Raw genomic sequence first — 22,011 nt, forward strand, 5'->3', positions numbered from 1 at the left:
TTTATACTGTAATTGAAATACACCACTTTATTTTGAAAAAAATCTACCACCTCTCTACCTGTAATACTTGCCAGCGCATTATTTCTGAAATTAACCCTAGTGATGATGTCATTATGCAAGACATTAAATCTGAGCCTATGACGTTATCTCAAGTAGAAGAGATGAAAGAAATGGAAGGGTCTTATGAAGCTCTTTTTAGCAAGCGAGCACAATTATATCGTAAACGCGGTCTTAATGAACAGACACTATCTGAAGATGATTATAAAAATCTTATTCTAGAGCACTACACATTTTTAAAACGACCTGTTATGATAGTGAATGACGCAATATTTGTGGGAAACAGTAAAAAAGTAGTGGCTGCTGCTGTTGAAGCATTTGCAAAATAAAAACCTATGAGTAAGCGTCATCTCGCCTTTCTTGCAGCCTTTGGCGCTAGTTTTATTTACGGTATTAATCACACGCTAGCAAAGGATTTGATGCCCACCTACATCGAGGCGTATGGATTTATTATGCTTAGGGTACTAGGAGCAGCGGTTCTATTCTGGATTACTAGTTTGTTTTTTCCCTCAGAAAAGATAGAATGTAAAGACTGGTGGCGTATGCTACTTTGCGCACTCTTTGGGATGACCATAAACATGCTCATGTTTTTTAAAGGGCTGCAATTATCTACTCCCATAAATAGCAGTGTGGTGATCACACTATCTCCCGTGATATTGCTTGTACTTTCTGCTATATTCTTAAAGGAAAAGATCACTTGGCTTAAAGGTTCTGGTATTGCTATAGGTCTAGTGGGTGCACTAGTTTTGATCCTCTTTGGCGCAAAAACACAAGAAAATGCCCCTAACATTACGCTAGGTAACATGCTCTTTATGATTAATGCTACCGCATACTCTGTCTATTTAATTCTTGTAAAACCACTCACTGCAAAATATTCGTCTATTACTTTAATGAAATGGTTTTTCCTTATTGCGGTATTTACAAACGCCCCTATCGGGCTTCCTCAATTTCTGGAAGTATCATGGAGTACTTTACCTCCTAATGTCATAGGAGTTATGGCTTTTGTGGTAGTAGGGACGACCTATCTTACCTATCTCTTTAATGTATTTGCTTTAAAACAGCTTAAACCATCAACCATAGGCGCATTTATATACCTGCAACCTCTTATTGCAACCATAGTAGCTATTATCTTGGGTGCAGATACGCTTACTACTATTAGGATTGTTGCTGCTGCACTTATTTTCTTAGGTGTATATTTAAGTACTAAACGAAAAAAAGCAATTGCCTAAAATCACCACTCAAGAGTATTTTACTATAAACGACATCCCTGACACGACCTTCAGAGAGTTAGGTTGTGATCAAATCTTTTACTTTTCAAAACTATTTTTGGCTTCCTTTGAAGAGGCAAATAGCACGATAGATTATCGATATTTGGTTTTCAGGAGTAAAGAGCAACCTATAGCTATTGCTATTCTCCAGCGGGTACGTGTCTCTCTTGAAGGCGCACCGAGCAATCTTCCATATTATCAAAAGCTAGCCAAATCTGTACAATGCTACCTAAGCAATAAAAAAACGCATATTCTAGTTTGCGGGAACGTGTTCTTAAGCGGGGAGTATGGGATATGGGTTAAACAAGGAATAGATAGAAGACGTATTTATGATATGCTTTCGCGAAAGCTTAAAAAATTGCAAAAATTAACTAAGTCAAGTGTTTGTTTTTTAAAAGACTTTAATGCCGCACAAGACACCGCTGCAAGTGTAGTAGAAAAACAGCACTTTCAATCATTTGCCGTCGAACCTAACATGCACGTACATGTTACTCGGAAAGATTTTGAGGAATATAAAAGCTCTTTGAAATCAAAATACCGTATAAAAGTTAATAAGGCAGACTCGTCTAGTAACGCTCTTGTACAAAATTCACTTACCGCAAACGAAATAAGAACTCATAAAGAAAAACTTAAATCCTTATATCTAGATGTTGCAGAGAAAGCCTTGTTTAACACTGCTTTTATTGACATTGAAACCTACGCATTACTTAAAGAGCGGTTTCCCGAAAATGTAATCATTAGCACCTATAGTAAGAAAGATGAAATAGTAGGATTCTCAACCGCTTTTTTACATAACGAACAGCTCAGTGCTCATTATGTGGGGCTTGATTATACCACAAATAAAACAGATGCCATCTACCCAAGAATGTTAAACGATTATATTCGATTAGGTCTTTTACTAGGGGTGAAAGACATTAACTTAGGCAGAACTGCATCTGAAATTAAAAGTACTCTAGGAGCAACGCCAGAGCACTTAAGATGTTATATAAAACACCGTCGTACTGTGGCAAATATGTTTTTTAAACCATTTATACGCCAGATTAAAATGACGGAATATAAACAACATAACCCATTTAAAATTTAAATTCAATAGCATCTACTTAGCGTAGATACTATTATATCTTCATTAAATTATGGTTATCAATCTACACTAATATTGAAAAATTTAAGTAAGCTGCTATTCATTTGACCTTCGTCAAAATCTCAGTAAACTCCTCTCACATCTATATTTTTATAAACTAGATATTGCTAAATATAGTAAATAAGTGTTAAAAATTTTAACACTTATTTTAACATTCACATAATTAGCAAACATATTTCTAAAAAAACTTCACTACATTTATTGCGAACAACTTAAAATCAAATACTTATGAAAACTAATGAAATTGCAAATAATTTAGTGAGCTGGTGTAATGAAGGTAATTATGAGCGTTGCTATAAGGAATTATACAGCCCTAATATTGTAAGCTTAGAACCCGCTTGGGCAGAAAACGCGCGTGCAGAAGGAATGCAAGAAGTTGCAAAGAAAGGAGAATGGTGGGAAAATACTTTTGAAGTACACAGCAGTAAAGCAAGCGAGCCTACAGTAGCAGATAATTGGTTTTCTGTGCGCTTTGATATGGACACTACACATAAACCTAGTCAGCAGCGTTCACAAACATCTGAGCTTGCCGTATATCAAGTAAAAGATGGAAAAATTGTACAAGAGCAGTTTTTCTATGATATGCCTGGACAATAAATAAAAAATCCCGGGTTTATCATGCGTTTGCACATTGTATACCCGGGATTTCCTTATTATGCTTACTACTACTTATCTATAGGCATTTGCCCATGTGAGCGCATGTCTTCCTTAGTAAGAATTTTAAAGTCTGGTGTTTTTGGTGCATTTTCGAGCATAGGCGTTAATGCTTCTGGTAGTCCGATAGTTTTACGAGTAGTAAGATCAATCCAAGCTCCCATCATGCTTCCGCGAGCTAGGTTTCTACCTTTGTAATCATAAAAATTGTGTACAAACTTGAAGAACATACCATCTTCACTAGCTCCACCTAGTTCAAATGTTACGGTAATAGGCTTGCCTTGAAAAGCTTCTTTAAAGAAGAACAACTGCTCGTGAAAAATTACTGGTCCTATATTATGAGTTACCATTTCTCGTTGGCTTAGTCCGTTCTCAATCATATAGCCCATACGAGTATGAGACATAAAATTTACATAGGCAGAGTTTGCTAGATGACGATTTGCATCTATATCACTCCATCGTATATCAAATTCCTTCGTGTACATATTATAATTATTTAATGCGCTTATGCGCTATAGTTAGTGCTGTTTAGTTTGTAAAATTACAATTTCAAAATCTTTTATTGCCTTAAGAATAGGTTAAGAATCCCGACGCAATACCCCAAGCGCGTTGTATACAATTTGCTGTAAAATATCGCGATTTCTCAAAAACATTCCTGTAGTACGTATTCCTTGAAAAGTGCAGAATAGAAAATAAGCATACTGTGATGCAGACTGCTTTGTGTTTATGAGTTGTGCATCTTGACCTTCTTGCACTAAGCCTTTAAAAAACTCTATTCTGTGCTCTTGCATCTTCTCGAGATAATCTCTTATTGACTCGTCCTCCCTACTAAGCTCCACTTTGCAGTTTATACTAAAACAACCTCTTCCTTGGCTGTCTTTTACAATCTCCTCTATAAAATTTTCAAATACAAAACGAATTCCCTCTAGCGGATTAGATGCTCGTACTAAAGCATTTGTATAAATCTTTTCATTTTCTTCTTGGTACTGTATTAATAAGATTTTATAAATGGCTTTTTTATTGCCAAACGAATTGTATATACTCGACCTATTAAGTCCCGTAACTTCTACAAGATTACTCATGCTTGTACCGTTATATCCTTTTTGCCAAAACAAATCTCTTGCTTTTGCTAGTACAATTTCTCTATCAAAATCTTCGGTTCTAGGCATTTTATGAGGTTATAATCTTGATAAAGATAATTGGAATGTTTGTTTCACAAAAGAAAACATTAAATAAAACTACTTTCTATAGGTTTGATTATTACGCTTTCGCGAAAGCTTAATTCTACCTATTTTTATATTCTCTTAATAGTTTTTTACTAATAGTACACCACCTAACATAATGCCCATTGTACCCTCACGTTTTCGCGCAAGCGGACTTTTTAAAGACCCACATTTTTCGACTATTTATTCTGCAAAGATTAGACGTGTAAAGGGGATCACGCAAACTCGAGAGCGTATGGAGCTTCCAGATAGAGATTATATAGATATAGACTGGACTCTAGCCGCGACACCACAGGGAGACAACATTAAAAAAGTCGCGGTATTATTACATGGACTTGAGGGAGACGCACAGCGACCTTATATACTAGGTACTGCAAAGTTGTTGAGTAATCATGGTTATGATGTGGCTGCTATAAACTTTAGAGGGTGCAGTGGTAGCCAAAATAGATTGTATAGATCATACCACAGCGGCGATACCGGCGATATTAGATTTGTAGTAAACACTCTCGTTACTAGAGCATACAACCATATTAATCTATATGGAGTAAGTCTAGGAGGCAATGCAGTGCTCAAGTATCTAGGAGAGCAAGATGATATACCCTCACAAGTGACCTGTGCTGCCTGCATAGGTGTTCCAGCAGATCTTAAGGCTTCCCTTGAGCAACTTACAAAAAGGGAAAATATCATTTATCGCACATCATTTTTAGTACACCTTAGAGCTAAGTATCGCAAGAAAATGCAACAGTTTCCTGATAAGATGAATAAGGAAGAATATAAAAAAATCAATAGCTTAAAACGTTTTGACGATCTGTATACCGCACCCGCACACGGCTTTGAGGATGCACTTGATTATTATGCCAGAGCAAGTAGCTTTGACTACCTTGATAAAATTACTATACCTACCCTTATTCTCAATGCAAAGAATGATAGCTTTCTCCACGGTGATTGCTATCCAATCGCACAGGCAAAAAATTCTAATATTATACACTTAGAAATGCCAGACCATGGAGGTCACGTAGGATTTTATATGAAAGGAGAATTTTACTATAATGAACTGCGTACTCTAGAGTTTTTTCAAAAAAATATGTAGTAAAAAGTAAGCGTTAGTTATCTTTATATTAATAAACAAAACTATAAATTATGAGAATTAAAGGATTTCTAGCAGTGATTGCACTAGCTACTATAATGGTAAGTTGTGGAGAAGGGGAGAAAAAAGAAACTAAAGAGACTGTAAAAATAGGATCAAAAAAAGCTGCTACAAAAGCAGATGAGAACACTGTAAATCTAGCACTTGCAGGTAATGACCTCATGAAATATGACAAGAGCGAGCTTAGTGCAAAAGCTGGACAAGAGGTAACTCTTACCTTTCGTCATACTGGAAAAATAGGGATTAAAGTTATGGGACATAACTTTGTATTACTTAAGCAAGGTACTTCAATACCAGAATTTTCGGCAGCAGCAGCTACCGCTGGTGAGGCAAAAGACTGGATTGCAAATGAAGACCAGATTATAGCACACACAAAAATGATAGGTGGTGGCCAGACTACTTCAGTAACATTTACTGCTCCAGCAGCTGGAACTTATGACTTTATCTGTAGTTTTCCAGGACATTCTGGATTAATGAAAGGAAAGTTTATTGTGGAGTAAATCACACCACATGTAAATTAATAAAAGCCATCATGAGTTGTAACTCATGATGGCTTTTTTCATTACTCTATATTCTTCTATAGTAAACCGAATGTCAATTAATACGACGGTTTGCGTCTGTTTGCTTTCTTTTCAGATTGCACTTTTTTAGTATTAAGGCGTTTAAGTTTTGCCATCTTAGAAGGACGTTTCTTTATTCTAACCTTAGGCCTTTGTACAGCTACCTCTAATAATGCAAACAGGCGTTTTATCACGTCCTCTTTATTTTTATGCTGGCTACGTGAGGTTTGAGAAGCGAGCAGCAACACTCCTTCTCTTGTAAGCCTATGACTAAGCTTTTCTTTGAGTAACTCAAGCTCTACCCCTGATACTGCAGCAGATTCATACATACCCCAAGATAACTCTACTCTTGAACTTGTTTTATTTGCATGCTGTCCTCCTGGCCCACTACTTCTCGTTGCCTTAAATGTAAGTTCGGTAAGTAGTAGCTCCTTGTTCATTGTTTTTTATTTCTTCTACATCGCTCACTGCAATAAATTACTTCATCCCAGTTTTTCTCCCACTTCTTGCGCCATGCAAAGGGTCTTTCACAAACGGGACATACTTTTGTAGGAAGGTGCTGTTTTTTCAAAATTTGGGCTTAACTGTATTGTAATTTAAGATTATCAAGCATAATCTTAGTAATAGCGTCTAGGTCAAATTTATGTTCCCATCCCCAATCCTTTCTTGCTTCACTGTCATCTATAGAACCTGGCCAAGAATCTGCTATGGCTTGTCTAAAATCTGGTTCATATTCGATCTCAAACGCAGGAATTACTTTTTGAATACTTTGAGCTACATCTTCTGGCGCAAAGCTTACTCCTCCAAGATTATATGACGAGCGTATTTTTACATCCTTTTTAGGAGCATCCATGATATTTATAGTTGCTCTTATTGCATCTTCCATATACATCATAGGCAACACTGTTCCCTCCTGCAAGAAACAACGATAGTTACCATGTTTAAGTGCTCTGTGGTATATATCTACTGCATAATCTGTAGTTCCACCACCAGGTTCTGTTGTATAACTTATAAGCCCTGGGTAGCGTATGCTTCTCACATCTACACCGTACTTTTTATGATAGTACTCACACCAGCGTTCTCCTGTTTGTTTTGAAATTCCATACACAGTTGATGGTTCCATAACCGTAAGTTGGGGAGTATTTTCTGAAGGAGTAGTTTCTCCAAAAACAGCAATACTTGATGGCCAAAATACCTTTTTAACCTTCTTGTCTTTTGCTAAGTTTAAAATATGAAACAGCGTTGTCATATTAAGATGCCAAGCTTTGGCAGGAAAACGCTCTGCAATGGCAGATAGCATGGCTGCCATTAAATAAACTGTATCAATTTTATATCTAAAAATTACATCTTCTACCGCAGCAAAGTCTGTAGCATCCAGCAGCTCAAAGTGTCCCTCACTCATCAGCTCTTCGTTGCCTTCACGGATGTCACTGGCTACAACTTTATCTGCACCAAATCTGTTACGTAAAGCAATGGTAAGCTCCGTTCCTATCTGACCGCAAGCTCCTATGATGAGTATTCTAGATTTCATATTGTGTGTTTTTAGTAGTACGCTTTCGCGAAAGCGTATGCAAACTTAATCATAAATATTGCGCGTATATACCCAATTAACCTACTTTTGTTAAGCGCTCAGTATAAGATTTTATGAAACAGTTACTTCCTTTTTTAATTATTCTTTCATTTATTATCACCACTTCTTGTAGCCAAAAAGAAGCTTCTCCAAAACCAAAAGAGAATGTAACATTAGTGGGCAATGACACCTTGACACTTGAAACTCCAAACAACCTTAAAGCTACCATACGACTTACTGCACAAGCACAAGAAGGAGTTAAAAACTGGTCGTTTTACAATGACCTCTCTGCCGCTGTTGATAGCCTACCATCTAATACTCTGGGTGAATTACGCCTTAAATTAATAAATGTAGATGCCCTGTATATTAATCTAGAGCAAGCAGAAGAAGACCTAGCTCCAGTTACCCCAGAAGCAGTACAGACTAAAGCGGTAAATGCGCGTCTCGTTGCTATAGAGACTAAGGCAAAAGTGCTCCAAAACAGTGCCCAACTCAACACTCCAGTGGCAGAGGATATCTCTAGAAAAATTGGCGAACTTTATAATGCCTACCAAGATCTAAATTTACAACTCAACGAACTTTTTGATACTAGCTTTAAAGACTTGCTAGAGGAGATAAAACAAGAAAATGAACAGGCTGCTAGTGAAAAGGCAGACGAGCTAATACCTAACTAACATGAAAATCTTATTTGTATTCTTTGCGCTAACTATTAGTACCGCATACGGCCAAGACACATCTCTTATAAAAAAGGATATAGAAGTATCTCTTAATTCTTGGCACAAAGCAGCTGCAGATGCTGATTTTGAAGCGTATTTTGAATTAATGACGGATGACGCCGTTTTTGTTGGAACAGATGCAACAGAAAACTGGCAGCTAGAAGAATTTAAATCATTCTCAAAACCTTATTTTGACAAAGGCAAAGCATGGAGCTTTACAGCTATTGAGCGTAATGTGTATTTATCTAGTAGTGATAATACCATCGCTTGGTTTGATGAACACCTTAGTACGCAAATGGGTATATGCAGAGGATCTGGAATTATGAAGAAAATAGATGGGAAATGGAAAGTACAACACTATGTACTTTCTATCGCTGTACCTAATGAAAATGTCTCTACCCTTACTGCTCTTAAGAAGGAATGGGATACTAGGTATATAAAAGAGATCTTTAATAAAAATTAAGCTGAATCCAAACGTTCATTGTTAAAATCTCACCTTGAGATTGTATTTATTAGATTTTTCATAGCTTTTTAGGCATTTTACATCGATATAATTATGCAATAATGACTATGCGTATTATATTTGATATTCAATAAAATAAACTATGAAAAAACTACTACTATTTACATTATGTTTGGTCACATTTATGACCAATGCTCAAATAGGATCGACTGCACCATGGATGGCGCCGTTTAATGATTCTAATCGAAGCACAGAACCTACTTTTCAAGAAATTGTTGATTCCTTTGATGCCTACTGGGAAGGAAAAGATGAAACAGTCAAAGGAAGCGGTTATAAGCCTTTTAAAAGATGGGAATCTCTGTATGCAAATTACCTGAATGAAGATGGCACTGTCATGTCACAAAAGCAACTTTGGGATGTTTGGCAAGAAATTAATAGTCAATCAAGGTCTACGCAAGCAGATGATAGCGACTGGAGAAATATAGGTCCACTTACACATACTAATACCGGCTCTTGGTCTGCTGGTCAGGGACGTGTCAATGCATTTGCAGTAGATCCTACAAATCCAAATACACTCTTCGTAGGAACACCTGCAGGTGGAATTTGGAAATCTAAAGATGCTGGAGACTCTTGGATCCCGCTTACAGATCAACTTCCTCAAATTGGAGTTTCAGGTATTGCTATCGATCCTACCGATACTGATATCATATATATCGCCACTGGTGATGATGATGCTGGAGACTCGACAAGTATAGGCGTTATGAAATCTACGGATGGAGGTGCTACGTGGAACACTACAGGTCTTAATGAGAATAATAGTCCAACGACTATGAATGAAATTTATTTTGACCCAGCAGATAGTAAGACCCTATGGGTTGCTACGAGTACTGGTATTTTCAAGACTGTAGATAGTGGTGCAAATTGGGATAATGTACTCGGCGGAAACTTTGACGACTTAAAGGTTAAACCAGGTAGCTCAGATGTTTTATATGCAGCAGATGCATCAAGAATATTTAGAACACTTGATGGTGGAGATACTTGGTCAAATATATCTTCCGGGACTATCTCAGGTGCAGCAAGATTAGTTATGGACGTAACTCCAGCAAATCCGGATGTGTTGTATGTTTTTAAATCAGATAACACTTTTGGAGCTGGTAACATTTACAAATCATCAAATAGTGGAGATTCATTTACTCAAACTTTTGCAGGTGGTGAAGATATTTTTGGAAGCACACAGGCGTGGTTTGACTTTGCATTTGCAGTATCGGATACGAACGAAAATGAATTATATACTGGTGTTTTGAATGTATGGAAATCTACAAATGGTGGTGTCAGTTTTACTCAATTAAATAACTGGAATGCTCCAAATACTCCTTCTTACACGCATGCAGATATTCATAATTTAAGATTTATAAATGGAACTCTATACTGTGGAAGCGATGGCGGTTTTTACAGCTCTAATGATGGAGGAGTAAACTTTACTAGTCACACAGATGGCCTAGCTATTGGTCAGTTTTATAGAATTGATGTAGCACCAGAAGATGCTTCTATTATATCTGGAGGTCTTCAAGATAATGGTGGTTACGCACGTAAAAATGGTATGTGGCAAAATTATTACGGAGCAGATGGTATGGAAAATATCTATGACCCAAATGATCCATCTAAAGTATATGGCTTCATACAATCTGGAGGTGGGCCTTATTTTTCAAATGACGGAGGTGCTTCGCTTTCTGGATCGTTTGCATCACCGGAGACTGGAAACTGGATAACACCCCTAGCTTTTGCTAAGGATAAGAGGCTATATGCAGGTTACACTAGAGTTTATGAACTTGATTTTTGCTCTAATTCTTGGGTACAAAAATCATCGTCATTTGGCTCACGCATAGACCTATTAGAAACGGATCCTAACGATGCTTCTATTATGTATGTAACTGTTAATGGAGCTTTATATAAAAGTTCAAATAGTGGTGCAGACTTCACTGTTTTGAGATCATTTCCTGAAGATATTTCGTCATTAGAAGTGAAGAATGGGGATAGTAATACGCTATATATAGTTACGGGAGGAACATCTGGTAAGGTATATGAAGCAACAATAACAGATAATACAATTACGGTAAATGATATTACAGGTTCTCTACCAGAAGTACCAAAACTGGTTATTAAACATCAAAGTAATCACTCTGAAAATCCATTATTTTTAGGGACTGCACTTGGCATTTGGAAATATGATGACATCACTAATGACTGGGAAACATTCGATAATGGACTGCCAAACACAGCCGTACGTGACTTAGATGTAAACGAATTTAACGGGGTTCTTACAGCAGGAACTTATGGACGTGGTATCTGGCAAACAGATATTGATACACAGCCGCTATCTTCAGACGTTGCAGCGACATCGCTAGCACCTCTAAATAATCAGGTAATATCTTGTGGAGAAAATCCTACTGAAATAACATTCAGAAATAATGGAACCTCTTCTATAACGGAAGCAACTATAACTTATGAAGCTGGAGGCATTCAAAACACCATGCAATGGACAGGAAATCTTGCTACTCAAGAAGAGACTACTATAGAGTTACCAATATTAGGACTACCTGTAGGAACTTATGAATTAATAGCTCAAATAACTACTAATGGCGATCAAGTAGAAGATAACAATGAGAAAAGAACTTCTATAGCTATCAATGAAGTAGGCGAAATCTATGTAGTGAATGATTTTGAAACACCAGAGAATAATTTACTTGTTCTTACAGACAATGCAAATGCGTCTTGCGATACTTCGGCACACACATGGCAGAGAGGAATTCCTAGTGGAACTTTATTAAATCAAGCTGCATCTGGTCAGAATGTTTATGCTACAAATCTTAGTGGTGACCATGGCAGTAATATTAAAGAATATCTTACCACTAAATGTTATGACATATCATCCTTAGAAATACCAGAACTATCTTTCAAAATGGCTTTCGAATTAGAATTGGATTGGGATATTATGTATGTAGAATATACTCTAGATGACGGATCTACTTGGAATATTCTAGGTACAGCAAATGATCCTAACTGGTATAATAGTGATACACTTCCAGACACTAACTGTTTTAATTGCCCTGGAGCACAATGGACTGGAACTAACGCATCATTTAATAATTATAGCTACGATCTTAGTGCATTTGCAGCAGAAACTAGTATGATCTTTCGTTTTGTATTTCATTCTGATCAAAACACCGTGGAAGAAGGCGTTGTAATCGATGATTTACAGATAGGTGCTGAACAGCTCTCTATCGAAGATGCCGTACTAGAAGGACTAAGTATCTATCCTAATCCATCTACTGCTATTTTTAATATACAGTGGCCTGCAGAACAATCATTATCCATAGAGGTATTTGATATTTTAGGTAAGTCTGTTATTAAGAGGTTTGATATGCCTCAAGGGTCAAGTAATTACCCACTAGACATGAGCACATTTGCATCAGGCTTATATCTCATTAAACTAAACACTGACAAACAACAAATTACTCAAAAATTAATTTTAAAATAATTACAAAAGCCCTCTTCACAGAGGGCTTTTTTGATTGCTTATGTAACATTTAAAATTTAATTTCGTCCCATTCAAAATAACCTAATAACGTTACTCTATGAAACTCTATAAATCGGCTGCAATTGTGGCTACTTGTGCTCTTACGCTTGTAAGCTGTAAGACAGAAGAAACAAAAGAGACAGCTCAAGTTGAAAAAATTCCTGGTATTGTACTAGAGAATATGGATACTACGGTTGCTCCTAATCAAGACTTTTACAATTATGTAAATGGATCTTGGATGAAAAACACTGAAATTCCAGATGACCGCACTAGCTGGGGAGGATTTTCTGTACTGCGTAAAGCTACAGATGCAGATGTTTTAGAAATACTTGCTGAGGCTGAAAAAAGCGGAACATACACAGCAGGTACAGATCAAGCAAAAGCGCTGGCAATTTATAATACTAAGCTAGATACCGTAGCGCGTAATAAAGCCGGGCTTACACCTCTACAACCTGCATTAGATGCAATTGCTAGTGTAACAAACTTAAGTGAGTTACAGACAGTTTTAGCTACTAATCCTGCTGTATCATCACCATTCTTAAGTATAGGAGCCGGAGCAGATCTTAATGATAGCTCTATGAATACCGTTTACTTAGGGGCAAATGGTCTTGGTCTTCCAGATCGTGATTACTATATTCTAGAAGATGGGAAATCTAAAGAAATTCGTGTAGAATATGTAAAACATATCTCACGCATGCTTCAAATGCTAGGAGATTCTGAAGCAGACGCAACTGCCGCTGCCGATAAAATCCTTGCAATGGAAACTGCGCTAGCGACTCCAAGATTAGATAAAGTAGAGAGCCGTGATGCTCGTAACTTTAACAACCCACGTTCTGTCGCTCAGGCAGACGAGATGCTCACATCTATAGATCTTAAAAAGATGATTGCAGATCTTGGTATTAAGAAGGATTTTGACACGCTTCTTGTCACACAATTAAAGTACACAGAAGCTTTAGACACATTCCTTAAAAAAACTTCAATAGAAGATATCAAAACGCTCGTACGTTGGGATACATTTAATAGTTCTGCAGGAAGATTGAGTACTGATATAGAAACTGCAAATTGGGAATTTTATAGCAAATACTTAAGCGGCGCAAAAAAACAACGCCCAGCAGATGAGCGTGCACTTGCAACAGTAAATGGTTCTCTAGGAGAAGCGCTAGGACAATTATATGTAGATGCTAAGTTTCCACCTGAAGCAAAGGCAAAAGCAGAAACAATGATTGCAAATGTTATTGATGCTTACAAAGCTCGTATCCAAAAATTAGACTGGATGGGTGCAGAGACTAAAGAAAAGGCTATCGAAAAGCTTGATAAATTTACAGTGAAAATTGCATATCCAGACAAGTGGGAAGATTACTCGACAATGGATGTAGCTGCAGATAAGACGTACTTTGAAAATATGACTGCAGTTGGAAAATGGGGCCAACTTAAAAATTATGATGAAATAGGTGAGCCAGTAGATAAGTCTAAGTGGGGAATGTCTCCTCAGACTGTTAATGCTTACTTCAATCCACTTAACAATGAAATTGTATTTCCAGCAGCAATACTTCAACCACCATTTTACAACTACACAGCAGATGAGGCTGTAAATTATGGAGGAATTGGAGCTGTAATTGGTCACGAGATCTCTCACGCTTTTGATGATAGCGGATCACGTTTTGACGCAGATGGAAACCTTAAAAATTGGTGGACTGCCGAAGATCTTGAGGCATTTACAACTCGTGGTAATGCACTTGCAGAGCAGTACAGCGCTGTAGAGGTACTTGATAGCGTTTACGTTAACGGAAAATTCACGCTAGGTGAAAACATAGGTGACTTAGGTGGTGTACTTGGAGCTTATGATGGATTACAGAAATACTATGCAGAGAATGGACGTCCAGAAAACATTGACGGGTTTACTCCTGAGCAACGTTTCTTCATGTCTTGGGCAACAGTATGGAGAACAAAGAGCCGTGATGAAGCATTAAGAACACAAGTAAAGACAGACCCACACTCTCCAGGAATGGTACGTGCGGTACAACCTTTGTTAAATGTTGATGCTTTCTACGAAGCTTTTGATATTAAAGAAGGAGATGCAAATTACCTAGCTCCTGAGAAGAGAGTTCGTATTTGGTAATATAATATATTCGCTTTCGCGAAAACAAGAACCGCCTCAATCGAGGCGGTTTTTTTATGCGTATTACTTTCGTTATTAAAGGTGCACCGTAAACTCGTAATTTAAAACACTATCAACCGTAATACTATCTATCTGCTTAAAGGATAAGGATTCTTCTTGACTATATTCTGGCGGCTCAAGACCCAACTCAATAGCCTGCTTTGTATAGTATTCTTTTTTTGTAGGGTGACTAGGAGACACTGCATTTATAATGTGACCAAAGGCATTTTGCTTGATTATCGCTGTTAAAATCCCAATGCAGTCATCGCGATGTATCATATTAACTGGAGCATCACCATTAGTTAGACCTTTACGACCCGCTAAAAATTTAACAGGGTTTCTACTGCCACCAAACAATCCTCCAAAACGAACAACCGTTGTCTCAAAAGCAGGGGTATTAAAGAATATCTGCTCTACATCATACAACTGCTTAGCTGCATTTGTATCAGGTTGTGGAGCATCTTTCTCTGTCACCTTACCTTGTGCATCATCATAGACGGAGGTACTACTTATAAGAATCACCTTTTTAACCTCAGACCGTTCAATCAGATGTAGAAAATGCGCCATTTTAAGAGCATAATTTGCACCTGTGTTCTTTCTCAAACCTGGCGGGATCATAATGAGTAGCACATCTGTATCTGCAAGCAAAGTTTCTACTAAACCTGAGACACCAGTTTCTGCTATTATTACGGGATATGCAGCGATATTGCTTCTTGTAAGATCTTTTGCCTTCTCTGCATCTGTCACACTTCCTTTTACTGTGTACCCCATAAGATGGAGTCTCGTAGCAAGTGCTTTACCAAGCCATCCTAAACCTGCAATTGTAATTTTTTTATTCATCTATTTTCTAGTAATAACTAGGGTGTTCGTTTAAATCTTCAGCAGCAACTATAATAAGTAGTTACTTCTATACTCTTGTCGAGAATTACATTACTATTTTACACCAGCGTTGATGCTATCTTTTTTTGCTTTCGCGAAAGCGTACTCAGCAATATCAATCGTACGCTCAACTATGATCGCGTCGTTAGGTACAAATGGTTTTGGCATCGTAGTATTAGGCCTCGCAGAAACTGTAAATTTTGGGTTTTCTAATAAATCATACGAGAACTCCTTGAGCGTAAACTTAGGACTCACACCTTCTGGCACTGCAAATGTAAACTCCAGCTTGTCATTTTTACCTCTGTAGTAGCTCAAAATCCCTTTACTACCTCGTTTCTTATAAAGCGTCTCAGTACTATCTGCATTTACAGCAACACCATTCCAAGAAATGTGCTGTAAAGGAGTTTCTATAGCTGTATACATACGCATTTGATGCACAGTACGATTAGGTGTGACTGTAAGTGTCATGTACCTCAACCCATCTACCAGCGTGTCTTTATCTAGCTGCACCGTACTTTCTGGCAAATCAATTACAGCAGTTTCCTTTGCATAGGTATATGGAGTATTATACTTACTACCTGCAGCATTACCTATGTACATAGCTGCTTGTTCTGGGTTTTCTCCTAGATATCCTTTGGTCCAGTCATCAAGCGACTTATTATATGTTGCCCAGTATGCTCTATTTGTATCTGTATTTTGATAATAAATAAGACTATTAGGTGCTTGACGATCTACTGCAGCATCTGAGTTCATGTGAGCAATCCCAAAACAAATGAGTGCTCCTAGCAAACTCAAATATGCCAAGAACTTCTTGTTTCTATATAAGCCAAATACTGGCAATACTAATCCAAAAAGGAGTATTAAAAAGATAACACTCGCATAGAGCATATCTGGTCCTAAACCTACAGGAAAGAATTGCACTAACGGGGCTAATAAAAATATAGCTGGAGCACACAGTAAGACAAGTAACAGCACACTAGGCTTACGTTGCGCTATAAGCACATAGAAAGCAATTAACCCAAAATATACAGGAATGATAAAAAAGGCAGCACCTTTTAAATAAACGGCAACAAGTATATTAATGATGAGCCACATCGCAAGTGGAGCTACCATATTACTTGCCGTGTTTTGTGCCACGGTAAGCCTATGATACATACCCATGCATAAACTAAAGCCTAGTAACGCAAAGGCAATAATATACCAGTGACCATTATAGATAAAAACGGGCAGCATGTCTTCATACGTAGGATATATATACTTTAATAACTCCCACAAGAGGTAAAAAAGCCCTCCTCCTAAGATTAATGTAAGGAAGAAAGTGCTGAAACCTCTAGCAACATATTTTCTCCTCAATTGTTCCTTTTTAAATCCATAAACTAGTAATACTATAAACAGGACAATCGCAATTGCTAGCATAGGCCAGATCCATGAAAATGGATATGCAACAAAGTTGGCCACAGCGGCATCAAAGTACACGTAATCTTCATCTGACTTTATGTTGGTGAGATCTGCAGATGCAAAATGTGTGAGCAAAGGCATTAGATAGGTTCCTTGGTGCTCTAGTGTCTTGCGATCCAAGTTTTCAAAAGTGTCATTTACCGTATGATAGTCAAAATGATCATCTATAAATGCAAAGAAAAAACCGTCGATATCGCCATCTTCTCTCAAAACAGTCGAGTCCGTATCATTAGGCAACATTTTGTAAATACTATACATTAATGAAGTCCCTACTGGGTACTCCACTCCTGCTTCCATAAATCCATTAATGAGATTTTTATTACCATGATTAGTCTCTACAATCATATTAGAAGGACCACCACTACCACGTGCTTCAAAGTTGAGGGCAAGTCCCACGTTTTTTGCCCATGGGTGTTCATCTACAAAAAGCTGAGCGCCATCTAGGCCAATTTCTTCGGCGTCTGTGATGCAAATTATGATATCATTTACAGGAGTGACTCCGCTAGCAAGGTATGCTCGTATACTTTCTAGTATGGTTACCACACCAGAACCTGCGTCACTAGCGCCATGAGATGCGCTATGCGGTGCACTATCATAATGTGACATAAGTAATAACGCTTTACCATCGCCACTTCCTTTTATACGAGCTATGATATTTTGAGGCTTTGTAAGATTACTGTATCCATTCCATTCCTCATTTACAAAGCCTTCTTGCACTTGCGGCTCTAGACCAAGCTTGCGAAGTTCTTGTACTATATATTGCTGCACTTCTGTATGTGCCGCTGTACCCACAAAATGCGGCTTTGCCGAGATTACTTTTAAATGTGATAATGCCCTTGCGGTAGAAAATTCTGTAAGCGGAGTTTCTTTGTCACTTATTGTCTTAGGCATGAGTGAGTAAAAGCTCACAAATACTAAAAACAACACTAGAATAAATGAAATAATATGGGATAAACGTTTCATCGACAAGGTAATCTATTGGTTTGGTGCTTGTAAAATACGAATTTATGAGCTTGAGTACGCTTTCGCGAAAGCGTAACCTTAGAGATTAAAATTAAATCACTAACTTTAAGAGAACAAAATCAGCAAGTTATGGCAATTAAAAGTTTTATGGGTAAGCGCGCAAAGGACACCAAAAGCAGCGCTACAGACATTAAGGTAAGTGATTACATGAGCCGAAAGCTCATTACTTTTTCTCCTGATCAATCGGTGCTAGAAGTGATGAATAACTTAATTAAACACAAGATTTCTGGTGGTCCCGTGGTTAATGGAAATAACGAACTACTGGGTATTATCTCTGAAGGTGACTGTATGAAGCAAATTTCTGAAAGCCGCTACTACAATATGCCTATGGATAATATGAAGGTGTCTAATCACATGGTGACTAATGTGGATACGATAGATGGTAATATGAATGTTTTTGATGCGGCAAATAAATTTTTAGAGTCAAAACACAGGCGTTTCCCTATTGTAGAAAACGGCAAGCTTGTAGGGCAGATAAGCCAGAAGGATGTTCTTAAAGCTGCGCTAGCACTCAACGGTCAAACTTGGAAATAAACTGTTATGGCATTTTTTCAAACCAAGCAAGTTCTACTTGCTGAGCTTCATATATAAAATTATTCTTGCGCTCGAGGCCTATCTTCTCTAGTACTCTGCAAGATGCTTTATTCCCTAACTCTGCCATGCCGCAGAGTTTTGTATTTGGAAAATATTCAAAAAAGTAATCTCTTGCCGCAATTGAAGATTCGGTTGCATAACCTTTACCCCAATACTCAGGCATAAAACGATAGCCTATATCATAAAAATTAGTGTGGCCATTCATTTCTTTTTCAAAGTTATATTTGAGTCCCGTCCACCCTATCCAATTTCCTGTGCTTTTCTCTATCGCTGCCCAGCGACCTATACCGTAGGTTTCATATTGCATACGAATGTAATCTACATACGTTCGCGCCTTTCCCATACATGTAATAGGGTTTTTGCCTAAATATTCATGTACTATTGGATTGCTATCTAGAAGATACACACCTCCTGTATCTTCTATACGAACCTCGCGTAAGATGAGATGTTCTGTTTCTATGTGGTAGGTCATAATTAATTTAGAATTAAATCCGCTTCAATTTTATGCCCGCTTCACAAGCGCATAAAAATCACCTTCAAGCGGCAAGTAACCTTGATCATACACAAAGTAATATACTGTACCGGCTTTTGTAGTATAGATACTTGTAAATAGATTGAAGTCAAATCCAGCTGCATTGAGTTTAGACTTGGTTGTTCTGGTTTTGTCTTCTGGATTGAGACCCTCTAAAATGCGATAATTTTTGCGCAATACATTATTAGTATTGCGCATGATATTCTTTGAGTCCTTATTTTGATTATTGTTGTGCGAATTACGGCATGAGTCACTACAGAATTTTTTATCTGCGCGACCTATGATTTTATCTCCACACTCGGGACAAGCTCTTTCCATATACTTGCTAGATACTTGAGCTCAAAGCTCAAGCGTCCATATTATGAGGTTAATACTCTTTAATTATTCTTATAAATCTTAATGTCTAGATCTCCGGTAGCATTCATATGAGCACGGTACATTCCTGCAGTGTTAAATTCCATCGCAACGTTACCGTCTTTGTCTATCGCTACAATACCTCCATCGCCTCCTAAAGCTGGAACTTTCTTCTGGATAACTTCGCTAGCCGCTTCTTGAAGTGTTACTCCTTTATATTCCATCATTGCCGAAATATCGTGAGCCACCTGTGCTCGTATAAAAAATTCTCCCCATCCTGTACTACTTACTGCACACGTAGCATTATTTGCATACGTACCAGAACCTATAATAGGAGCATCACCTATACGATTGTAACGTTTATTAGTCATTCCTCCTGTAGAAGTTCCCGCAGCTAGGTTACCATATTTATCTAACGCCGCACAACCTACGGTTCCAAATTTACTGTCCTTTATATAAGGATCCATAAATACCACCTTCTTATCATCATCGTGGTCGAGCTGTGTTTTTTCTTTATCTATTATTTTCTGTAAAGATTGGAAGCGTCTTTCTGTATAGAAATAAGAAGGATCTACAATTTCTAGTCCTTGCTCTTGTGCAAATTGCTCTGCTCCTTTTGCGCTTAACATCACATGCTCAGATTTATCCATAACAGCTACTGCAAGATCAATAGGATTTTTTACTGTTGTTACTCCAGAGATGGCTCCCGCATTAAGCGTCTTACCATCCATTACACTTGCGTCAAGCTCATTTGTACCATCATGTGTAAAGACAGCACCTTTTCCTGCATTAAATAAAGGACTGTCTTCCATTATATTTATAGCTGCTGTCACGGCTTCCATACTAGTTCCACCATCGGCTAGAATTTTATGACCAGCCTTTGTAGCTTCTTCTAGCTTAAGACGATATGCTTTTTCTAGTGAATCTGTCATATTCTTTTTGAGAATAGTACCTGCTCCTCCATGTATAACAAGACCAAATTTTTGATCTGCGGGGATAGTATTTTCAACTTCCTTAGAATTTTCTTTTTTAACTGGCATGTCGCAAGACATGATTAAAAAACATGAAATAATACTAAAAACTAATTTTTTCATAAAGATTACGATTTTGTAAGTGTCTAAATATAAGGAGAAAGAAACTTTAAAACGAACTGGGTTTTTCAAAAACATCGACGAAATACACAGTAATTCCTTTGAAATTTCTTACAAATAGAATTTTTTTGTGTATTTCATCGATTAAATACACAAAATATACGTTTAAGTGCAAAATAGTTTTATATTGCAGTCATAATAAACTCATAACCCCAAATTATGAAATTGATTAGCCAAACTTTATACGCACTAGTTGCGTTGTGCCTCCTAAGCGCGTGCACCAGCGAAGAATCTACAGAGATAGATACTCTTGCAAATTTAGAAACTACTATTGAAGTAGAAAATAACATTGAGCTTGCCGAAGAGGTACTTGATGTACTTAATGACTATAGGGCATCTCTAGGTCTATCTGCGCTACAGTGGCACACAGATTCAGAAAATCTTGCAGTAGGACACTCTAGTTATATGGTAGCTCAAAATGCTGCTAGTCACGATAATTTTTATGAGCGTGCTGCTATATTGCAAGAAAATGGGGCAGACATGGTGAGTGAGAATGTTGCTTACGGTTTTAGAGATGCAGCGTCAGTTCTAGAAGGATGGCTTAACAGTCCTGCTCATAAGCAAGCAATAGAAGGAGATTACACACACACAGGTGTAGGCATCGTCATGACAGAAACAGGAATACCATACTATACACAACTATTTATACGATAAAAAGATACCCCAAAATCAGTTTTGATTATCAACCCCGTTTACAACAGTAGACGGGGTTGTTTTTTTACGCTTTCGCGAAAGCGTACTTCTATAAATTGTATTTTTATACAAAGAATAATATTATGGCAATTCAACAACCGTTTAATTTAAATAAGTGGATTGAGGAAAATAGAGATCTCCTCAAGCCACCCGTAGGCAATAAGAACTTATATAAAGATGCTGGTGATTATATTGTGATGATTGTAGGCGGCCCAAATGCGCGTAAAGACTACCACTACAATGAGACCGAAGAACTATTTTTTCAAATAGAAGGTACTATTGAGGTACACGTACAAGATGAGGGAGTAAAGCGCACTATGCACCTAGGTCCTGGTGATATGTATTTACATCCCGCTGGTGTACCACACTCACCTGTTAGGCATGAAAACTCTATAGGTCTGGTGATAGAACGCAAGCGAGTAGACCTTGATGGAAAAGATGGATTATTATGGTTCTGCGATAACTGTAATCATAAATTATATGAGGTATTCTTTAAGCTTAATGATATTGAAAAAGACTTTTTAGGACACTTTAAAGATTTCTATGGAAGCAAAGAACATAGAACTTGTAATAACTGTGGGACTGTCATGGAAGTAGATGAGCGATTTACTACGGATTAGTAAAAAAACAGAATAATTTTTAGGGTGTGTTTAATAACACGCCCTTTTTTATGGAAGCCTTTGAATTATCCTTAGATTTGACTCAGAACTACACCTCTATTGCAGCAGATGTATATTAAAGAAATTATTAATCATTGAGTAAGATCGCTATGTATGTTTTCTTCACTCAATAA

23 protein-coding genes are annotated in these 22,011 nt (G+C 37.4%); 13 read left to right on the forward strand and 10 right to left on the reverse strand.

The genetic code is table 11. The features are described from left to right. Window positions 1–32 precede the first annotated feature (32 nt). From DCS32_RS05505 to DCS32_RS05520, 4 genes are all read left to right on the forward strand, one after another. Entirely contained in the window at window positions 33–386 is a 354-nt protein-coding gene (locus DCS32_RS05505; RefSeq protein ID WP_108877355.1) for an arsenate reductase family protein, read from the forward strand. Between the two features lie 6 nt (window positions 387–392). Further along, window positions 393–1,286, forward strand: a complete 894-nt coding sequence (locus DCS32_RS05510) for a DMT family transporter (protein WP_108877356.1) — start codon at window positions 393–395, stop codon at window positions 1,284–1,286. Then, window positions 1,279–2,409 (forward strand): peptidogalycan biosysnthesis protein, encoded by a 1,131-nt coding sequence (locus tag DCS32_RS05515; RefSeq protein WP_108877357.1) that lies wholly within the window; start codon window positions 1,279–1,281, stop codon window positions 2,407–2,409. Before DCS32_RS05510 ends, DCS32_RS05515 begins: the two co-directional genes overlap by 8 nt. A gap of 285 nt (window positions 2,410–2,694) precedes the next feature. After that, window positions 2,695–3,063, forward strand: a complete 369-nt coding sequence (locus DCS32_RS05520; protein ID WP_013750788.1) for a nuclear transport factor 2 family protein — start codon at window positions 2,695–2,697, stop codon at window positions 3,061–3,063. Window positions 3,064–3,131: 68 nt separating this feature from the next. On the opposite strand, the gene DCS32_RS05525 is transcribed toward DCS32_RS05520, so the two are convergent. After that, window positions 3,132–3,605: an acyl-CoA thioesterase gene (locus tag DCS32_RS05525; RefSeq protein WP_108877358.1), complete on the reverse strand. Its 474-nt coding sequence runs from the start codon at window positions 3,603–3,605 to the stop codon at window positions 3,132–3,134. 93 nt (window positions 3,606–3,698) lie between these two features. Then, window positions 3,699–4,289, reverse strand: coding sequence for a TetR/AcrR family transcriptional regulator (locus DCS32_RS05530; protein ID WP_108877359.1), 591 nt, complete (start codon window positions 4,287–4,289; stop codon window positions 3,699–3,701). Window positions 4,290–4,461: 172 nt separating this feature from the next. Here DCS32_RS05530 and DCS32_RS05535 point away from each other — a divergent pair, with 172 nt between their 5' ends. Both DCS32_RS05535 and azu read left to right on the forward strand, forming a co-directional pair. Continuing rightward, on the forward strand, window positions 4,462–5,433 hold the full coding sequence (locus DCS32_RS05535; protein ID WP_108877360.1) for a YheT family hydrolase: 972 nt from the start codon (window positions 4,462–4,464) through the stop codon (window positions 5,431–5,433). Window positions 5,434–5,483: 50 nt separating this feature from the next. Then, window positions 5,484–5,990: an azurin gene (gene azu / locus DCS32_RS05540; RefSeq protein ID WP_108877361.1), complete on the forward strand. Its 507-nt coding sequence runs from the start codon at window positions 5,484–5,486 to the stop codon at window positions 5,988–5,990. 98 nt (window positions 5,991–6,088) lie between these two features. Here the strand turns inward: azu and arfB are convergent, their stop codons facing one another. From arfB to DCS32_RS05555, 3 genes are read right to left on the reverse strand one after another with little or no spacing between them, the layout of a single operon-like run. After that, the gene (gene arfB, locus DCS32_RS05545) at window positions 6,089–6,490 is read right to left on the reverse strand and encodes an alternative ribosome rescue aminoacyl-tRNA hydrolase ArfB (RefSeq protein WP_108877362.1); all 402 of its coding nucleotides are present in this window, start codon (window positions 6,488–6,490) and stop codon (window positions 6,089–6,091) included. Continuing rightward, on the reverse strand, window positions 6,487–6,621 hold the full coding sequence (locus DCS32_RS05550) for a DUF2256 domain-containing protein (RefSeq protein WP_204161804.1): 135 nt from the start codon (window positions 6,619–6,621) through the stop codon (window positions 6,487–6,489). The genes arfB and DCS32_RS05550 overlap by 4 nt, the downstream gene beginning before the upstream one ends. A 9-nt stretch (window positions 6,622–6,630) precedes the next feature. Next, on the reverse strand, window positions 6,631–7,581 hold the full coding sequence (locus DCS32_RS05555; RefSeq protein WP_108877364.1) for an NAD-dependent epimerase/dehydratase family protein: 951 nt from the start codon (window positions 7,579–7,581) through the stop codon (window positions 6,631–6,633). 113 nt (window positions 7,582–7,694) lie between these two features. Here DCS32_RS05555 and DCS32_RS05560 point away from each other — a divergent pair, with 113 nt between their 5' ends. The 4 genes from DCS32_RS05560 to DCS32_RS05575 all read left to right on the forward strand — a co-directional run bounded on the left by DCS32_RS05560 (window position 7,695) and on the right by DCS32_RS05575 (window position 14,495). Further along, window positions 7,695–8,294 carry a hypothetical protein gene (locus DCS32_RS05560; RefSeq protein ID WP_108877365.1) on the forward strand — a complete coding sequence of 200 codons (600 nt, stop codon included), beginning with the start codon at window positions 7,695–7,697 and terminating at the stop codon, window positions 8,292–8,294. Between the two features lies 1 nt (window position 8,295). Next, window positions 8,296–8,799: a nuclear transport factor 2 family protein gene (locus DCS32_RS05565; protein ID WP_108877366.1), complete on the forward strand. Its 504-nt coding sequence runs from the start codon at window positions 8,296–8,298 to the stop codon at window positions 8,797–8,799. A gap of 142 nt (window positions 8,800–8,941) precedes the next feature. Further along, window positions 8,942–12,337 carry a T9SS type A sorting domain-containing protein gene (locus DCS32_RS05570; RefSeq protein WP_108877367.1) on the forward strand — a complete coding sequence of 1,132 codons (3,396 nt, stop codon included), beginning with the start codon at window positions 8,942–8,944 and terminating at the stop codon, window positions 12,335–12,337. A gap of 97 nt (window positions 12,338–12,434) precedes the next feature. Beyond that, a complete protein-coding gene (locus DCS32_RS05575; protein ID WP_108877368.1) occupies window positions 12,435–14,495 on the forward strand; it encodes a M13 family metallopeptidase in 2,061 nt (686 codons plus the stop codon). 75 nt (window positions 14,496–14,570) lie between these two features. On the opposite strand, the gene DCS32_RS05580 is transcribed toward DCS32_RS05575, so the two are convergent. Then, on the reverse strand, window positions 14,571–15,374 hold the full coding sequence (locus DCS32_RS05580; protein WP_108877369.1) for an NAD(P)H-binding protein: 804 nt from the start codon (window positions 15,372–15,374) through the stop codon (window positions 14,571–14,573). A gap of 93 nt (window positions 15,375–15,467) precedes the next feature. Beyond that, window positions 15,468–17,762, reverse strand: coding sequence for a M28 family peptidase (locus DCS32_RS05585; protein ID WP_239057569.1), 2,295 nt, complete (start codon window positions 17,760–17,762; stop codon window positions 15,468–15,470). A 201-nt stretch (window positions 17,763–17,963) separates the two neighbouring features. Here DCS32_RS05585 and DCS32_RS05590 point away from each other — a divergent pair, with 201 nt between their 5' ends. Continuing rightward, a complete protein-coding gene (locus tag DCS32_RS05590) occupies window positions 17,964–18,428 on the forward strand; it encodes a CBS domain-containing protein (protein WP_108877371.1) in 465 nt (154 codons plus the stop codon). Between the two features lie 4 nt (window positions 18,429–18,432). Here DCS32_RS05590 and DCS32_RS05595 read toward each other — a convergent pair whose 3' ends face one another. Genes DCS32_RS05595 through DCS32_RS05605 form a run of 3 tightly spaced genes read right to left on the reverse strand, consistent with a single transcriptional unit; the run spans window position 18,433 to window position 20,468 of the window. Then, window positions 18,433–18,960: a GNAT family N-acetyltransferase gene (locus DCS32_RS05595; RefSeq protein WP_108877372.1), complete on the reverse strand. Its 528-nt coding sequence runs from the start codon at window positions 18,958–18,960 to the stop codon at window positions 18,433–18,435. Window positions 18,961–18,990: 30 nt separating this feature from the next. Beyond that, on the reverse strand, window positions 18,991–19,338 hold the full coding sequence (locus DCS32_RS05600) for a hypothetical protein (protein ID WP_108877373.1): 348 nt from the start codon (window positions 19,336–19,338) through the stop codon (window positions 18,991–18,993). A gap of 59 nt (window positions 19,339–19,397) precedes the next feature. Next, window positions 19,398–20,468 (reverse strand): isoaspartyl peptidase/L-asparaginase family protein, encoded by a 1,071-nt coding sequence (locus DCS32_RS05605; protein ID WP_108877374.1) that lies wholly within the window; start codon window positions 20,466–20,468, stop codon window positions 19,398–19,400. A gap of 216 nt (window positions 20,469–20,684) precedes the next feature. On the opposite strand from DCS32_RS05605, the gene DCS32_RS05610 reads away from it, so the two are divergent. Both DCS32_RS05610 and DCS32_RS05615 read left to right on the forward strand, forming a co-directional pair. Then, window positions 20,685–21,179: a CAP domain-containing protein gene (locus DCS32_RS05610; RefSeq protein WP_108877375.1), complete on the forward strand. Its 495-nt coding sequence runs from the start codon at window positions 20,685–20,687 to the stop codon at window positions 21,177–21,179. A gap of 122 nt (window positions 21,180–21,301) precedes the next feature. After that, window positions 21,302–21,838: a 3-hydroxyanthranilate 3,4-dioxygenase gene (locus DCS32_RS05615; RefSeq protein WP_108877376.1), complete on the forward strand. Its 537-nt coding sequence runs from the start codon at window positions 21,302–21,304 to the stop codon at window positions 21,836–21,838. Window positions 21,839–22,011: the final 173 nt, after the last annotated feature.

It is taken from the genome of Dokdonia sp. Dokd-P16 (assembly GCF_003095655.1).
Lineage (GTDB): Bacteria > Bacteroidota > Bacteroidia > Flavobacteriales > Flavobacteriaceae > Dokdonia.

Bases quoted from the DNA above. Each gene is read 5' to 3' on its own strand.
- DCS32_RS05560 (WP_108877365.1), top strand. From the start codon at position 7,695: ATGAAACAGTTACTTCCTTTTTTAATTATTCTTTCATTTATTATCACC.
- DCS32_RS05555 (WP_108877364.1), bottom strand. From the start codon at position 7,581: ATGAAATCTAGAATACTCATCATAGGAGCTTGCGGTCAGATAGGAACG.
- DCS32_RS05580 (WP_108877369.1), bottom strand. From the start codon at position 15,374: ATGAATAAAAAAATTACAATTGCAGGTTTAGGATGGCTTGGTAAAGCA.
- DCS32_RS05565 (WP_108877366.1), top strand. From the start codon at position 8,296: ATGAAAATCTTATTTGTATTCTTTGCGCTAACTATTAGTACCGCATAC.
- azu (WP_108877361.1), top strand. From the start codon at position 5,484: ATGAGAATTAAAGGATTTCTAGCAGTGATTGCACTAGCTACTATAATG.
- DCS32_RS05530 (WP_108877359.1), bottom strand. From the start codon at position 4,289: ATGCCTAGAACCGAAGATTTTGATAGAGAAATTGTACTAGCAAAAGCA.
- DCS32_RS05535 (WP_108877360.1), top strand. From the start codon at position 4,462: ATGCCCATTGTACCCTCACGTTTTCGCGCAAGCGGACTTTTTAAAGAC.
- DCS32_RS05570 (WP_108877367.1), top strand. From the start codon at position 8,942: ATGAAAAAACTACTACTATTTACATTATGTTTGGTCACATTTATGACC.
- DCS32_RS05615 (WP_108877376.1), top strand. From the start codon at position 21,302: ATGGCAATTCAACAACCGTTTAATTTAAATAAGTGGATTGAGGAAAAT.
- DCS32_RS05595 (WP_108877372.1), bottom strand. From the start codon at position 18,960: ATGACCTACCACATAGAAACAGAACATCTCATCTTACGCGAGGTTCGT.
- DCS32_RS05610 (WP_108877375.1), top strand. From the start codon at position 20,685: ATGAAATTGATTAGCCAAACTTTATACGCACTAGTTGCGTTGTGCCTC.
- DCS32_RS05600 (WP_108877373.1), bottom strand. From the start codon at position 19,338: ATGGAAAGAGCTTGTCCCGAGTGTGGAGATAAAATCATAGGTCGCGCA.
- DCS32_RS05510 (WP_108877356.1), top strand. From the start codon at position 393: ATGAGTAAGCGTCATCTCGCCTTTCTTGCAGCCTTTGGCGCTAGTTTT.
- DCS32_RS05590 (WP_108877371.1), top strand. From the start codon at position 17,964: ATGGCAATTAAAAGTTTTATGGGTAAGCGCGCAAAGGACACCAAAAGC.
- DCS32_RS05520 (WP_013750788.1), top strand. From the start codon at position 2,695: ATGAAAACTAATGAAATTGCAAATAATTTAGTGAGCTGGTGTAATGAA.
- DCS32_RS05525 (WP_108877358.1), bottom strand. From the start codon at position 3,605: ATGTACACGAAGGAATTTGATATACGATGGAGTGATATAGATGCAAAT.
- DCS32_RS05605 (WP_108877374.1), bottom strand. From the start codon at position 20,468: ATGAAAAAATTAGTTTTTAGTATTATTTCATGTTTTTTAATCATGTCT.
- DCS32_RS05585 (WP_239057569.1), bottom strand. From the start codon at position 17,762: ATGCCTAAGACAATAAGTGACAAAGAAACTCCGCTTACAGAATTTTCT.
- arfB (WP_108877362.1), bottom strand. From the start codon at position 6,490: ATGAACAAGGAGCTACTACTTACCGAACTTACATTTAAGGCAACGAGA.
- DCS32_RS05575 (WP_108877368.1), top strand. From the start codon at position 12,435: ATGAAACTCTATAAATCGGCTGCAATTGTGGCTACTTGTGCTCTTACG.